This window comes from Rhodococcus sp. OAS809, from assembly GCF_040546695.1.
Taxonomy (GTDB): domain Bacteria; phylum Actinomycetota; class Actinomycetes; order Mycobacteriales; family Mycobacteriaceae; genus Rhodococcus_F; species Rhodococcus_F qingshengii.
This window is the reverse complement of sequence record NZ_JBEPOI010000002.1, coordinates 524301-538759: the sequence shown is the minus strand read 5'-3', so window position 1 is coordinate 538759 and position 14459 is coordinate 524301. Positions and strand designations below refer to the sequence as shown.

Sequence of the window (14459 nt, the reverse complement as noted above, 5' to 3'; positions counted from 1 at the left end):
CCCCGGTGCATACGCTGGCATTTTCAGTTTTGGCCGTTCAGGCGGCCGTCGGTGGGCCGTTTCCGCCGATCGGCTGTTGATACGGATCAACCGACATCGGTGGATAGAACACGGTTTTTCGGTCGGGTCCGATCTCCACCCTCCATTCGGTGTGGTGCAGCGTCCGGTGGTGATGACCGCACAACAAGATCAGATTGTCGAGATCTGTTGGGCCACCATCGTTCCAGTGAACAATATGGTGGGCATCGCACCACCCCGACGGTGTCCCGCACCCCGGAAACGCACACCCGCCATCCCGAACCGCCAACGCCCGCCGCTGCGGCACCGTCGCCGTTCTCGCTTCCTTACCGCAGTCGAGCGGAACACCATTCTCATCCAACAAAATCCGCGTGACCGTGCAATCGCAGGCCAACATCCGCGCAGTATCGATACTGATCGGACCCACCCAATCCGCCCACGCAAACCCGAGTTCCTCCGTCGACGGCAGTAGATCCTTCAATGCTTTGAGGTCGGTCATGTCTTTTGCACTGGCGGTGACTGTGATGTGCGGTTTCACTCCGCCCTCGATCGGACCCAGCCCCGCCCGCTCGTACCGCCGCAACAATTCGCAAAACCCGTCCGCCCGTCGTAGCGCCGGCGTACGGGTGTCCTTCACGCCGTCTTTCTCCGGCGTCGGCGCAGACAGGCTCGACAACAACGTGATCAGACGGGCCCCGTTCACCGCATCCAGATCGCCCTTCACGGTCACCCGTCCGTACAACCCTTTCGAGGCGTAGAACTCGTTACGTTCGGAATCCTCGCCGACCGGGACGCCGTCTTCGCGTTTTCCGTACTGCTTCTCGATCCGCCGGATCGCCGCCCGCACCGCATCACAATCGGCGATGTTCTTCGATGCCAACCCGAGCAAGATTCCGCGGGCCTTGTCCACGTCCGCCGGCGTCATGTTCTTGGGTGGATGCTGACAAAACGACGCCACCTGACGGGCTTTCAACGCATCCACATCGCCGCGATGGAATGCATCCGCGACAACAGGTTCGAGCATCAACAACCGCGCCAGACTGACCAACAGGCTGCACTCACCGATCTCCAAATTCGTCGAACCATGCAACCACTGCGCGATCGCCCGAAAACCCTTCCCGACCACAGTCTCCCGGGAAAACATCTCCACGATCAGCAACACCATCCGCGACTGCAACTCGTGCCGGACGCGCACCAGATCCAGAACCTCACTCTTGAGGTCCTCGCCATCCAGCTGCCACGCATCCCGACTGTCCATACCGAAAGTTTAATCGAACACACTTTCGATAACCAGAGACAAAACGGACAACTTCGAGAACAGGAAGGCTCGAGACCCGTTGATATGAAACTACTTTCAGTAACTCTCAAAACCGGATCATCGGCCACCGAGCGGCAGAACTCCCCCGCCGACAGGATAGGGCGGCAGCGTTCCCACAAGCGTCGGTGTCAATGTGGTCGCAGACGGATCGGCGCGACCGAGAGTGAGTTTCCGAACTTCGGCACCCGTTCCGTTGCTGCCACTTACGAGGAGGTCCGCGCCGCTGGTCGTGCTCGTCGTGGCCACTCCGACACCCGAACCTGGACCGGTGAACGGGTCGAAAGCTGCAACCTCCCGAAACGCCACGTCCGGCGAATGGTGATCTGGACTCTCGAGGTACATCTCGGGTGCACCGTCGAGCCTGGATCCACTCGAAAAGACGCGGATTGATCCTTCTCCTCCGAGCATGCCTGCCACTATCGACTTTGCGCCGCCCTCGGCGCCCGCCACCCAACCCGTCGACAGAGACACCCCGTCGCGGTAGCCCTGATCGAATGCCAAGAACTGCGACGTCATTACAGGACCAGCCGTATGACCTGCGTGTTCATCGGAGTCGCCCTGCGCAGCCGCCGTCGGTTCGTACAGGTCGTAGCGGAACGTCTTGATCAACGGCTCCTCGCCCGCGCCGGGTGCTGTCACGATGCTCGCTCGACCGGAGTGACTGTCAACCATTCCGGTTGCGAACGTGACTCCGATACTCGATCCCGGGTACGGCGAGAACGAACCGAATTCTGCGGGTGCGGACCTCTTGTCCGCCGGAAGGTCGGTAGAGTAGATCTTGACCTGCGACTCCATCCCCGGGCCTGATGCAACGATGATGTTGTCTGCCAGTGCATTTCCGTCGATGTCGACACCGCCGACGTTCACTCCACCGCGGAAACCCACATCGAAGGGGGCGAATCTTGCCAACTCGTCGGTGAACGGCACGCCGCCGACTGCGTTGTACGCCACCACTTCCGGAGCCGAGCCTGCTCCTGTTCCAGTGACCAGATCAAGCACCATGTCTCCATTCACGTCCGCCATCGCAACACTCGGCGTGCCTTCGAACGACGGGAAGGGCGTCACAGCAGTGATCAGTTTGTCGCCGTTGGCATCGAATATCTGCACCTTGGCGGGCACGCCGGCCGAACCAGGTATCGCGACGGCATATGTCGATACCTCGGGAATCACGTTGACAGTCGCCATCAAACCGTTGTCCTCGTGATTGAGTCGGTGGCAGTGAATCACAAAGGTTCCGGTGTACTCGGTGAACTTCGTCCGCAACGTCACCGATGCTGGTTCCAGCGCATTCTCGTTCTCGTCCGTCACCGGCGCCGGCACGTTCACGTTGTCGATTCCCCAGGGCTGAACGCCCGTCGTGGTACCTGCGACGGGATCCACAACTTCCGTTACCTGGAAGTCGTTGACGTGAATATGCATCGGGTGTTCGTCGTTGTTGAGGTTCGTGATCTTCCATTCCTCAACGGAATTCAGTCGCGGTTGAATCAGCGGAATGTTGGGGAACGTGTTGTCGGCGAATTCGTAGGTGAAGGCCTTCGGATCGCTGTTGCTGGCCTTCTCGTTTCCGAACCCACCGGACACTGTGAGATTGCGGGTCACGTCGGGCGTCATCGCTGCGGTATCCACGAACGAGGTGTAGGTATCGAGCTTCTGTCCGAACTCGAAGGGAGTCGTCTTTCCTTCACCCTCGTCTGGCGTCGCACGGATCAACTGCTGAGTCGGGAACGTGAAGAATCCGTCCGCGTAACTGATCACCGACGGGTCGACGGTGACGGTTCCGAGTTCGGCGGGCGGATTGTCGGTACCGTTGTTGGTGTAGAGAATGCCTGGATTGCTCACCGGCTTTGCACCTTCGAGCGGTGGCATCTCCAGCACCAGATCGCCGGACTCCGGCATCTTCACTGCGATTGCGTATCGCGAGGCCGGCGGAATCACCAGCCTGGTTCCGTCCCCGTCCACGGGTGGCCTGACCTCGTCGAACGGGTTTCCGTCCTGCCCTACGATGGCGAACTTCGGATGGGCGCCGGTTGCGGTTTCCGTCAACGTGACCGGCATGTAGGCAAAGTCGCTGATGTTGGCAAGCACCCAGATCTCGGTCTGCCCCGGCTTCAGTTTCAGCGACGGCTGGAACTGACCGTTCACGGTGTACTGCACATCGCGTTGGTTGTCCGGCAGTGAGGGATCGGCCGGTACAGTCGTCGATTCACCCACGAAGCTCTGCAGATTGCCTGGAACGAATTGATTCTGTCCACGATGATTGGCCGGGGACAACGGTCCGGTGTACCAGTTGGTGAAATACTGCGTGCCCTCGGTGGTGTCCGAGAAATTCACCGGAGCAAGGCTCGGACGGTACGTGCCGTCGGCTAGTTCCGTACCGGCGGGTGGCGTCAACGTACTGACGAATTGGGGCCAGTTCGCGTCGTTGAGCTGTCGGCCCTTTCCTTTTCGGTCGAATACGAAGTTGTACTGCAGTGCCATATCGCGAATCGGAACGTCGTTTGCCGTCACGACAGGCAGATTGCCGTCCGGCCGGCCGATTTCCAGTAGCCCGGCCAGGCCCATGTACGTCTGCTGGGCGGTGAGGGTGTGCCGGTGACTGTGATACCAGTACAGACCGTTCGGCATCGTCCCCGGAATCGCGTAGTCGTACACGTTTCCCTGGCCGGCGGGAATGTTGAGCAACACGTTGTCCGCATTGCCGTCCGGACTCACGTGCACTCCGTGCGTGTGCAGATTCAGCGGAGCCGACGTCAGCGCCGGCGGATAGATCGGCACGTCCCCGCCCGCCGGTGTGAATGCCGGATCGTAGAAGTCCTGGATCGTGAGATCCTGCAAATCGTTGTCGTAATGAATGATCAATCGCTCTCCGGGATTGACGCGGAGAGTCGGCGCCGGATAGACGTCACTCGCCGAGGTCGATCCGTCCGACGCCGTACCGCGGATGACCTCGTACCCGAAGAGCAGAAAATTCGACACGGGCGCCGAAGCGGTATCGAGCGGAATCACTCCCTGATGAGCGGACAAGCGCACCTCGAGAACACCATCTCGGCTACTCAGTTTCACCGGCTCCCGATAGTCGACGGCGGTTCCGCCAGAGCCGTAATTGCCGCCCACCTCGGGCGCCGATTCACCGGAGGTACACGCGGCCAACGCCATCGTCATGGACACCACTACTGCTGCGGCTAACGACTTTCCTCGCAGTGCGATCACTGGTTTCCCCGTTCCATGGTGGCGTGAGGTACGTCCGATCAGCGCTCACCAGCCTATCGAGAAAACATCGGCTGAACAGGATATTCACGACAAATCGCCCACCTAAGGCCTGCGTGAGTGCTGCACCTTGCAAGCAGTCTCAGCAAGCCGATCAGAAATCGAGAAGCACAGCCACGGGACCCGCAATTACGTTGAAACACATGAACACACCACAGAAGTCCACTTCCGACCACACGTCGCCAATCCACACATCAGCAGGGAGCGCCCAGATGACCACCGCGCAATCCGTGATCCTCGACGTTCCCGACCTCGCGGCAGCCGAAGCCTTCTACAACGCTCTCGGCGTCGGAGATCGAATCCAGCTACGCGAATCGAACGAACCGACAACAGGGTTTCGTGGGTACACCCTCTCGCTCGTCGTCTCCCAACCGAACATCGTCGACGCCTTCGTCGGCGCAGCACTCGCAGCCGGTGCCACCGCCTTGAAGCCTGTCAAGAAATCCCTCTGGGGATACGGCGGAGTCGTCCAGGCTCCAGACGGTTCCATCTGGAAGATCGCCACGTCGTCGAAGAAGAACGACGGGCCGGCCACCCGCACGATCGACAGCCTCGTGCTGCTGCTCGGCGCCGAAGACGTCAAGGCCAGCAAGCAGTTCTACCTCGACCGCGGACTCGAGGTGTCCAAGAGCTTCGGTCGCAAGTACGTCGAATTCACCAGTGCAGCAAACAATGTGACACTCGCACTGTATGGTCGCCGCGCTTTGGCAAAGGATGCCGGGGTTGCTCCGGAAGGCACCGGATCACACCGTCTGACCGTTGCCGGCGCGTCTGAAACCTTCACAGACCCAGACGGTTTCGCCTGGGAAGCCGCCTGCGCTTGACATCAAGCACAGATCACCGGGAAGGCGGCCGGTATCAGACTTCGGAGTTGGCCGCGTCATGCGCCGGGTACGCATGCACCAAGGCAGTAGCGAGTTTGGGCACCGCGTGAGTGAGCGAATGCTCGGCGCTGTGTGCAATCGCATGAGCTTCGGCAAGTGTTGCCCGGGGATCGATGTCGAGTTCTGCATCGGCATGCAGTCGGTGTCCGATCCACCGCATCTTCAGATCACGAACACCGAGGACTCCAGGTTCGTGCATCAATGCATGCTCTGCGTCGTCCACCAACTCAGGTTCGACGCCGTCCATCAACCTCCGGAAGACGTCTCGCGCTGCAGTCCTGAGCACCGCCACGATGGCAACGGTGATGACAAGGCCGATGATCGGATCTGCCAACGGGAAACCCAGCGCAACTCCCCCCGCCCCCAGAAGGACTGCGAGCGAAGTGAATCCGTCGGTCCGAGCATGCAATCCATCAGCCACCAGGGCCGCTGAACCGATTTGCCTGCCGACCCTGATCCGATACAACGCCACCAATTCGTTTCCGATGAAACCGATCAAACCTGCCGCCGCTACCCAACCGAGGTGCTCGATCTCGACCGGGTTGATCAATCGTCTCACCGCCTCGACACCGGCGATCACTGCCGACAGTGCGATCATGGCGAGTACGAACAGTCCGGCCAAATCCTCCGCACGCCCGAAACCATAGGTATAGCGCCTGGTCGCAGCGCGCCGACCGAGCGCGAAGGCAATCCAGAGTGGGACTGCCGTGAGCGCGTCGGAGAAGTTGTGAATGGTGTCCGCCAGCAGCGCCACCGAACCCGAGATCGCCACGATCGCGACCTGAGCAACTGCGGTGACTCCGAGCGCAACAAGACTGATCTTGACCGCCCGGATGCCGATTGCGCTCGATTCCAATGCGTCGTCGACACTGTCGGCAGCGTCGTGACTGTGCGGCGAGAACACTTCGCGGACTGCCGATCGAAATCCCCTCGGCCCGTGGACATGGCGGTGGCCGTGGCCGTGGCCGTGGGACGTCTTGGGTTCGTGCGTCACGACGCACCTTCTTCTTGATCGGTCCGATCGACGTTCGCCGAGCGCTCCGGGTGTATCTCCCGAAGTTCACCTTCACTACGGTGATGCCCCGGCAATCCGGGTCCGGCATGCTCCGCATTGAAGACCGCGTCCGTAACCAGTTGGCGCACATGGTCGTTCTCCAGGCGATAGAACACCGTCGTACCATCGCGGCGCGTTCGTACCAACCTTGCCATGCGCAATTTCGCCAGGTGCTGCGACACCGAGGGCGCCGGCTTGCCGACGCGTTCCGCCAGTTCGTTCACCGAGCACTCGCGGTCTACCAATGCCCACAAAACCTGCACACGGGTTGCGTCGGCCAGCATGCGGAACACCTCGACGACGAGGTCGACTTGATCATCGGGAAGCTTACGGCGACAAACACCACTATCTGCGTTCATACGTAGATAGTAGATCATGCTGGACGCCGAAGATGACCTCTCGTCGATTCACCAGTTGTGCAAAGCTTGGCGGCAGAGCCCTTCGCCACTCGCAGACCGGGAGACAACGATGAGTACCGACGATTGGAACGCAGGAATCATTGCGGAATTTCGGGAGAACGAGGGCAAGGTAGGTGGCCCCTTCGAAGGTGCGCCCATGGTGTTGGTCCACCACACAGGACGCAAATCCGGACGCGATTTCGTGAGTCCCATGATGTATCTGGCAGACGAGCAGGATCCGAAGACCATCTACGTTTTTGCATCCAAGGCCGGTGCCCCGACCAATCCCGACTGGTACTACAACCTCGTTGCCACCGACCAGGCAGAGGTCGAGATCGGCACCGAAACATACCCGGTCTCCGTCAGCGAAGTAACCGGCGAGAAGCGTGACCGCATCTACGACGAGCAGGCCAGTCGATACCCGGGATTTGCCGAATACGCGGAGAAGACCGCTGGGATCCGCACAATCCCGGTGGTAGCCCTGACTCGCGCGTAAATCCTGGTAGCACCTCCCAGTCGTTTCCATTCGGAAACGGCTGGGATCGTTTGTACGGAATCAGGTCGCTGAAGAGGCTTTGACCTCACCCTTCGCATGCCGTCCGAGCAGCACGTATCCTACCCAGGATCCGACAACCACTGTCGCCGCGAGCGCCTGTACAAGGCCTTCGATACTCGCCGGATAGAACACGCCGGTGATGTAGTGCGAGATGAATCCGGTGGACGGCAACTCCGCGATCCCGGCCATCCGGCGGGCCCAGTTCTCGAGATTGGTCAGCGGGCAGTCGTATCCGACCGCTATCGAACCGACTCCCCAGACGACTGCAAGAAGGTGGAAACCGATGGTACGACGCCACTTCCACGCCACGAATCCACCCAGCACCACATAGAGGACAAACCCGAAGTGAACGAACACCGTTACTACTTCGATGAGCCGATACACCATCGTCGTCTCCGCTCGTGGCGCGGAAGTCCCGCAACAACCAGACTAATCCGATGTTAGTCCTCGTAGAGGTGATCTACCCGGTGTATGCAGCGGTCGTGCGAGCCGCGGCGGCTGCAGCCGCATCCGGGTCGTCGCCCGATGCGATCGCAGCTTCGGCCCACAGTTCACTGCTTCCCGCGATGAATGCCTTGGCCTCGTCGCTCGCCGACCACTCGGGTGTCTCGAGTGGCGTCGCGATCCCCAGTTCCACGTGTCGAGCCAGCCCGAGCAGTCCCATGTCCCACCCGACGCCGACGGCACCTGGACCGTACTCGGCCCACCGATCCGGCTCCACGTCCGCGGCATGTTCGAAATCGAACAGCGTTGCACCACTGCCCTTTTCGGCGAGATTTACAGTCACATAGCTCACATCGCCGCCATATTCCCAGGTGATGCGAAGAGTTCGAGGAGCTTCGCACGCCAAAATCTCGCCGCCGGCGTTGCCCTCGAGCTGATAGTGGCCGCCGATCATGGCTTCTCCCGCGACCGGCATGAACCATTGGCGAATGCGGTCGAACTCGGTGATCGCCGCCCAGACCGTGCCTATTGGTGCCGCGAGAGTCCGCGACATGCGCAGCATGCGCGTTTTCCCCTCGTCTCCGCCGAACGGGCCCAGTTCTCGCGCCACCAACTGCAACGAATCAACTGCTTTGTCGACCATGAGACTCCTCGGTTCGAGCGAAACTTTCAGCTCAGTCGCTGCTGTAGATGTACCGCTACCTCTTCTCCAGCGGCGCTCTTGCCGATCGCCTTGCACAGCGCCACGCGCAGCGGAAGCCAGTGCGGTCCGTCACCGGAGGGCATCAGCGTCGCCTCGAAGGGATGCTCACCATCGAGGGTCCCGACCACCTTCACAGCGCGTCTGGTTCCCAGAATTTCCGCCGAGCCGGGCACGGCCAAGAACGTTGCGAACGCACCGTCTTTCTCGATGGGAGCGGTGAACGAGTAATCGAGCGGTTGTGGAGTCTTGTCAGTGGCCATCTCGCGTCACTGCTCAGCAGCGAGCAGGACGTCGGTGTCGAAACACGTGTGAGTGCCGGTGTGGCACGCGGCGCCCTCCTGATCGACGATCAGCAAGACGGAATCGCCGTCACAGTCGAGGCGCACCTCGTGCACGTACTGGGTGTGCCCGGAGGTCTCTCCCTTGACCCAGTACTGCTGCCGCGAGCGCGAATAGTACGTCCCCTTACGGGTTTCCAGTGTTCGCGCGAGCGCTTCGTCGTCCATCCACGCGACCATCAGCACATCACCGGTCGACTTCTCCTGCGCAACCGCGCTGAACAGTCCGGCGTCGTTTCGCTTCAGCTTCGCCGCGATTGCGGGATCAAGACTCATATGACGTTTATACCTTCCACCTGTGACTTCCGTGGAATTCCCCTGCACGGCCGCCCTAGAATGGAAGTTCCTTCGCTTCTCTCGCTCTGGAAGAAGATCCGACATGAACCATCAACGTCATGACGGTCCGCACCCGGAGTACATCTGCCATCTCGCGAACCTGAGTACCGATCGCGTCCGAACCCGCCACGTCGTTCTCGGCATCGGCCCAGGTGCTACCAGCAAGAATGTACTCAGCTACGCACTGACGCTTGCCGCCAAGGAGGATTCAGCCCTCCACGTCGTTCACTGCATCACGTCCGAGGACCTACCTGTCGAAACCGACTCACCAGAATTCGAAACGCGTCTGCACGACGAGATGGTGTCGCAACGCGAGCAGACAACCTCGGCACTTGCCTCGCACGCCGACACCTGGACGTACGACTGCACCTATGGAGACCCGGCCGGTGTCATTCTCGCAACCGCGGACAAATACGACGCATTTACCATCGTGATCGGATCTCCGCGAAAAGGCGCTGCCTCCGCGGTGAGCCGACTGATGCACATCTCGGTCACTTCCCGACTGAACCGGCAGAACCGTTATCCCGTGATATCGGTTCCGACCGGAGTCAGCTCGGCAAGATAGCCGAACGCGGGACAAGCCCGCCTAGATGATCGAATAGTCCTCGAGCGGAAAGCGTTTCGCTTCGACGAACGCATTCCGTGTAGACGTGGGCCGCAGAATCGCAGCCTCGCCGTGCTGATTGAAGTAATAGCTTCGTGCAGTCTGGCAACTACCGCCGTAGAAGACGGAGTCCGCCAGGTTCTCGGTCATCCGGTCGAGGAACTCGGCGTTGGCAGTTTCGGTGACCTCGAATGTTTCCGCGCCGCGCCGTTTCACCTCGCCGAACAGTCGATCCATGTGCTGCATCTGGGATTCGATCGTCGTGAAGTAGGACAACCCGCTGTACGAGTACGGACTGGCGAGCGTGAGGAAATTGGGGAAATACGGAACCGCGACCCCTTCGTAGGCCTGGAAACGGTTGTCGCGCCACCACTTACCGAGGTTTCGTCCCTCTCGACCGATAACCTCGATGGCTGGAAAATTCACATCCCAGAGGTTGAATCCCGTTGCCAGCACCAAGGTGTCGATCTCGGTCTTGCGACCGTCGGCGGTGACGATTCCGTCGGCAGCGATGTGGTCGATCGGCGTCGTTTCGAGATGCACGTTGTCCTTGGTGAACGTACGGAAGTAGCTGTTGGAAAATGTGGGACGCTTGCACCCGAAGTCGTAGTCCGGTGTGAGTTGTTTGCGAAGGCTGGCGTCGCTGACCTGGGACCGCAGAAACGCACGTGATGCGGCCGCCGCACCCTTGTTCAACAGTTTGACCTGCTTGTAGTGCAGGACCGCGCTGACCATGATCATTTCTAGGATCGACGAACTGACAGCGCGCGCGATTCGCTGGGTGAGCGGAATACGCGAGAACAGCTTCTGCACTGCATTCGGAATGGGGACGTCGATCTTGGGAACCACCCAGATCGGCGTGCGCTGGTAGACGGTCAACTCTGCGGCCTGACGCGCCACCTCGGGGATCAACTGCACAGCGGTGGCGCCGGTTCCGATGATTGCGGTCTTGGTGCCGGACAGATCGTAGGAATCGTCCCAGGCCGTGGTGTGGATGATCTTGCCGGCGAAGTCGTCGATACCGGAGATGTCGGGCCGATGGGGTTGCGAGAGGAAACCCGTCGCAGTCAGGAGGTACTTGGCAGTGATGTCCGGCGCGCCTTCGACGGATACGACCCAGTGCGAGGAATCCTCGTCCCAGCGGGCTCCGTTGACCACGGCACCGAACGTCATGTGCTTCCGCAGATCGTACTTGTCCGCGACGTGGTCGGCGTACTTCTTCAGTTCCGCGCCCGGTGCGAAAAGCCTGGACCAGTTCGGATTGGGCTCGAACGAATACGAGTAGGTGACCGACGCGATGTCGACAGCCAGACCGGGATAGCGGTTGACGTGCCAGGTTCCACCCAGATCGTCCTCGCGCTCGAGGATCGCCAGGTTGTTCAGGCCCAGCCGCTTGAGTTGAATGGCCGCACCCATTCCGCCGAAGCCCGCCCCCACTACTACTGCGTCGTACTGCACTGCCATCGGAGAATCCCTCTCGTGAACTGCACATCAGAAAAACTGCACATCAGAAACTGACACGTCATTCCGTTATTGAGAACGGTATCATTCCTGATGTGACGAAGGCCATGACCAGAGCGGAACGAAAAAAGGCGGAATTGCGCCGCGAGATCATCGACGCATCATTCGAGTGCTTCGCCCAGCGCGGCTATCACGCAACCGGAATTGCCGACATCGCAACAACTCTCGGAATCGGCCACGGGACCTTCTACCGGTACTTCGAGAACAAGCGCGACATCATCGATCACGTCATCGACGACCTCGTCGCAAAGATCATCAGCGCACTGGCCACCGAGAATGCTCCCGACGCCGCCAGCACACTGGACGAGTACCGCGCCCAAGTGGGACGGATCGCCGAGGCGCTCCCCCGCATCTTCTTCGACGACCCCCGCATCCCGCGGGTTCTGCTGTTCGAGACGACGGGCGTCGACGCCGATCTGACGGGCCGGATGCTCGATCTACTCGACCAGTCGGCATCGTTGACCGCGGCGTACCTGCACCACGGAGTCGAATGCGGCTATCTACGCGCCGACCTCGATGTCGACAACACTGCCCACGCCGTCAACGGCATGATGCTGGCAAGTGCGATTCAAGGATTGCGAGCCGGTTCGTCCGTCGACTGCACGGCGTTGAACCAAGCCATCAGCCGCCTCATGTTCGACGGAATCCGCGCCGAGAACGCCTAGCGAACGACGATTCCCTCGGCACGCATCGCATCCTTGACCTCCGGGATGCTCAGATCGCCGAAGTGGAAGACACTTGCTGCGAGAACTGCGTCTGCGCCCGCTTCGACAGCCGGGGCAAAGTGCTCGACCAGGCCGGCACCGCCACTGGCGATCACCGGTACGTGGACTGCCGCCCGGACAGCGCGGATCATCAGAAGGTCGAAGCCCGCTTTGGTGCCGTCGGCATCCATCGAGTTGAGCAGGATCTCCCCCACTCCCAACTCTGCACCACGCTCGGCCCACTCGACAGCGTCGATCCCGGTGCCGCGCTTGCCCCCGTGCGTCGTGACCTCCCACCCCGACGGTGTGTCCGGCTGCCCCTGGGGAACGGTGCGGGCATCGACCGAGAGGACGATGCACTGCGAGCCGAAACGCTCACTCAGTTCCTTCAGCAGTTCCGGGCGCGCAATCGCCGCGGTGTTCACGCTGACCTTGTCGGCACCGGCACGCAGCAGACGATCGACATCCGCGACCGTGCGCACTCCACCGCCGACGGTCAGAGGAATGAAAACCTGCTCGGCAGTGCGACTTACGACGTCGAGCATCGTGCCGCGATCCGACGTGGAGGCGGTCACGTCCAGGAAGGTCAGTTCGTCGGCGCCCTGAGCGTCGTACGCTGCCGCGAGTTCCACCGGATCTCCGGCGTCGCGAAGATTCTCGAAATTGACACCCTTGACCACTCGCCCGGCGTCGACGTCGAGGCACGGAATCACACGAACTGCGAGGGTCATGACTGTGGTCCTCCTGAGGACGAAGCGCGCGGATCACCGAGCGCGTTGAGGATATCGAGAATCTCACCGTGGATGCCCGGAGCGGCAGCGAGCACCGACTCCGATTCTACGGTCCACGGGCGGCCGGCCAGGTCGGTGACCACCCCGCCCGCACCGCGAACGAGCGCGACCCCGGCCGCGTTGTCCCACGCGTTGCGGCCGTAGACGATCGCACCGCCCAGGATGCCGGCCGCGGTGAAGGCCAGATCGACTCCGGTTGAACCGTGTATCCGGATCCGCGAGGACACCTTGCTGATCTCGGCGAGGAGGTCGAGACGGAAACTGCCGGGGATCCGCCCTCGACTGTTGACGTTGAGCGCACCCAAGCCGACGATCGACGACGCCAGATCGGTTGGCTCCAGCGGCGGTACGGCGATTCCATTGACCAACAACGGACCGCCGGCGCGAGTCGCGTACGTGTGACCGATCAATGGAAGCCAGGTCAATCCGAGCACCGGGACACCGTCGTCGAGAAGCGCCAACAACGTTCCGGCAGTGGGCAATCCGGCCGAGTAGTTGAAAGTACCGTCAACGGGGTCGAGAACCCAGACGAGCCCGGAACCGACGTCGGGACCGCCGAATTCCTCGCCGTGCACCTCGATGCCGGTCTGCTCGAACAACTCCGCGGTCAACCGCTTCTCGAGCGCAAGATCGACCTCGGTGGCAAAATCACCCCAGCCCTTGCGGACCGCACTCGGGGCGCCGACACCGGAGACGAACTGATCGTGGACGCCGTCGAGAAGCCGACCCGCAATCGCGAGAAGTTCGTCGAGGTCACGCGTCGGAGTCATCTGGAAAATCTATCCGGAAACTGCTGCCAGTGCTTCGGGGAGAGTGAAGCGACCGGCATACAATGCCTTGCCCACGATCGCGCCCTCGACACCCTGATCAACCAGGCTGGAAATGGCGAGTAGATCCTCGATGGTCGACACACCACCGGAGGCGACGACGTGCGCGTCGGTGACCGCGCAGACCTGGCTGAGAAGTTCGAGATTGGGACCGGTGAGTGTGCCGTCCTTGGAGACGTCGGTGACGACGTAACGAGTGCAGCCGTCACGGTCCAGACGCGCGAGGGTCTCCCACAGATCGCCGCCGTCGGTGACCCAGCCGCGACCACGGGTGCGGTACTGACCGTCGACGAGACGAACATCGAGGCCGACAGCGATCTTGTCGCCGTACTTGGCCAATGCACGCGCACACCACTCGGGATCCTCGATAGCGGCAGTACCGAGATTCACGCGAGCACAGCCGGTGGCCAGTGCGGCTTCCAGGGAAGCGTCGTCGCGGATTCCACCGGACAGTTCCACCTTGACCGTCAGGTCGCCGATGACGCCGGCCAACAGTTCACTGTTGGACCCACGCCCGAAAGCAGCGTCGAGGTCGACAAGATGCACCCATTCGGCACCGTCGTTCTGCCACGCAAGAGCAGCGTCGCGGGGCGACCCGTAACCGGTCTCACTTCCCGCCTCTCCTTGCACGAGGCGAACAGCTTCACCGTTGACGACATCTACAGCAGGCAAAAGGACCAGGCTCACGTGCGGTAA

The 14459-nt window shown here is 61.2% G+C and carries 16 protein-coding genes; 4 read left to right on the top strand and 12 right to left on the bottom strand.

Features of this window, described 5'->3' with window-relative positions; all coding sequences use genetic code 11:
- Positions 1–37: 37 nt before the first annotated feature.
- Positions 38–1276: an HNH endonuclease signature motif containing protein gene (locus tag ABIE52_RS05670; protein WP_151098070.1), complete on the bottom strand. Its 1239-nt coding sequence runs from the start codon at positions 1274–1276 to the stop codon at positions 38–40.
- Between the two features lie 117 nt (positions 1277–1393).
- Positions 1394–4498 carry a multicopper oxidase family protein gene (locus ABIE52_RS05665; protein WP_191908680.1) on the bottom strand — a complete coding sequence of 1035 codons (3105 nt, stop codon included), beginning with the start codon at positions 4496–4498 and terminating at the stop codon, positions 1394–1396.
- Between the two features lie 317 nt (positions 4499–4815).
- Between ABIE52_RS05665 and ABIE52_RS05660 the strand changes: the two genes are divergently transcribed.
- A complete protein-coding gene (locus tag ABIE52_RS05660; RefSeq protein ID WP_030537057.1) occupies positions 4816–5427 on the top strand; it encodes a VOC family protein in 612 nt (203 codons plus the stop codon).
- A gap of 34 nt (positions 5428–5461) precedes the next feature.
- Here the strand turns inward: ABIE52_RS05660 and ABIE52_RS05655 are convergent, their stop codons facing one another.
- Positions 5462–6481, bottom strand: a complete 1020-nt coding sequence (locus tag ABIE52_RS05655) for a cation diffusion facilitator family transporter (protein ID WP_030537058.1) — start codon at positions 6479–6481, stop codon at positions 5462–5464.
- Positions 6478–6900: an ArsR/SmtB family transcription factor gene (locus ABIE52_RS05650; protein ID WP_003942406.1), complete on the bottom strand. Its 423-nt coding sequence runs from the start codon at positions 6898–6900 to the stop codon at positions 6478–6480. The genes ABIE52_RS05655 and ABIE52_RS05650 overlap by 4 nt, the downstream gene beginning before the upstream one ends.
- 109 nt (positions 6901–7009) lie before the next feature.
- On the opposite strand from ABIE52_RS05650, the gene ABIE52_RS05645 reads away from it, so the two are divergent.
- Positions 7010–7435 (top strand): nitroreductase/quinone reductase family protein, encoded by a 426-nt coding sequence (locus ABIE52_RS05645; protein WP_029255500.1) that lies wholly within the window; start codon positions 7010–7012, stop codon positions 7433–7435.
- A 60-nt stretch (positions 7436–7495) separates the two neighbouring features.
- On the opposite strand, the gene ABIE52_RS05640 is transcribed toward ABIE52_RS05645, so the two are convergent.
- The 4 genes from ABIE52_RS05640 to hisI all read right to left on the bottom strand — a co-directional run bounded on the left by ABIE52_RS05640 (position 7496) and on the right by hisI (position 9256).
- Positions 7496–7882 carry a DUF2784 domain-containing protein gene (locus tag ABIE52_RS05640; RefSeq protein ID WP_030537060.1) on the bottom strand — a complete coding sequence of 129 codons (387 nt, stop codon included), beginning with the start codon at positions 7880–7882 and terminating at the stop codon, positions 7496–7498.
- 73 nt (positions 7883–7955) lie between these two features.
- Complete coding sequence (locus ABIE52_RS05635; RefSeq protein ID WP_007732240.1) at positions 7956–8582, bottom strand: SRPBCC family protein; 627 nt, start codon at positions 8580–8582, stop codon at positions 7956–7958.
- A 26-nt stretch (positions 8583–8608) separates the two neighbouring features.
- Entirely contained in the window at positions 8609–8902 is a 294-nt protein-coding gene (locus tag ABIE52_RS05630) for a DUF1905 domain-containing protein (protein ID WP_030537061.1), read from the bottom strand.
- Positions 8903–8908: 6 nt separating this feature from the next.
- Positions 8909–9256 carry a phosphoribosyl-AMP cyclohydrolase gene (hisI, locus tag ABIE52_RS05625; protein ID WP_003942390.1) on the bottom strand — a complete coding sequence of 116 codons (348 nt, stop codon included), beginning with the start codon at positions 9254–9256 and terminating at the stop codon, positions 8909–8911.
- Positions 9257–9359: 103 nt separating this feature from the next.
- Between hisI and ABIE52_RS05620 the strand changes: the two genes are divergently transcribed.
- The gene (locus ABIE52_RS05620; RefSeq protein ID WP_030537062.1) at positions 9360–9881 is read left to right on the top strand and encodes a universal stress protein; all 522 of its coding nucleotides are present in this window, start codon (positions 9360–9362) and stop codon (positions 9879–9881) included.
- A gap of 21 nt (positions 9882–9902) precedes the next feature.
- On the opposite strand, the gene ABIE52_RS05615 is transcribed toward ABIE52_RS05620, so the two are convergent.
- Positions 9903–11384: a flavin-containing monooxygenase gene (locus ABIE52_RS05615; RefSeq protein ID WP_030537063.1), complete on the bottom strand. Its 1482-nt coding sequence runs from the start codon at positions 11382–11384 to the stop codon at positions 9903–9905.
- A 104-nt stretch (positions 11385–11488) separates the two neighbouring features.
- Between ABIE52_RS05615 and ABIE52_RS05610 the strand changes: the two genes are divergently transcribed.
- Positions 11489–12106 carry a TetR/AcrR family transcriptional regulator gene (locus ABIE52_RS05610; RefSeq protein ID WP_030537064.1) on the top strand — a complete coding sequence of 206 codons (618 nt, stop codon included), beginning with the start codon at positions 11489–11491 and terminating at the stop codon, positions 12104–12106.
- On the opposite strand, the gene hisF is transcribed toward ABIE52_RS05610, so the two are convergent.
- From hisF to priA, 3 genes are read right to left on the bottom strand one after another with little or no spacing between them, the layout of a single operon-like run.
- Entirely contained in the window at positions 12103–12876 is a 774-nt protein-coding gene (hisF, locus tag ABIE52_RS05605; RefSeq protein WP_003942380.1) for an imidazole glycerol phosphate synthase subunit HisF, read from the bottom strand. The two genes, ABIE52_RS05610 and hisF, sit on opposite strands and share 4 nt — an antisense overlap.
- Positions 12873–13706, bottom strand: coding sequence for an inositol monophosphatase family protein (locus tag ABIE52_RS05600; protein ID WP_003942414.1), 834 nt, complete (start codon positions 13704–13706; stop codon positions 12873–12875). The genes hisF and ABIE52_RS05600 overlap by 4 nt, the downstream gene beginning before the upstream one ends.
- A 9-nt stretch (positions 13707–13715) precedes the next feature.
- Positions 13716–14450: a bifunctional 1-(5-phosphoribosyl)-5-((5-phosphoribosylamino)methylideneamino)imidazole-4-carboxamide isomerase/phosphoribosylanthranilate isomerase PriA gene (gene priA, locus ABIE52_RS05595; protein WP_003942371.1), complete on the bottom strand. Its 735-nt coding sequence runs from the start codon at positions 14448–14450 to the stop codon at positions 13716–13718.
- Positions 14451–14459: the final 9 nt, after the last annotated feature.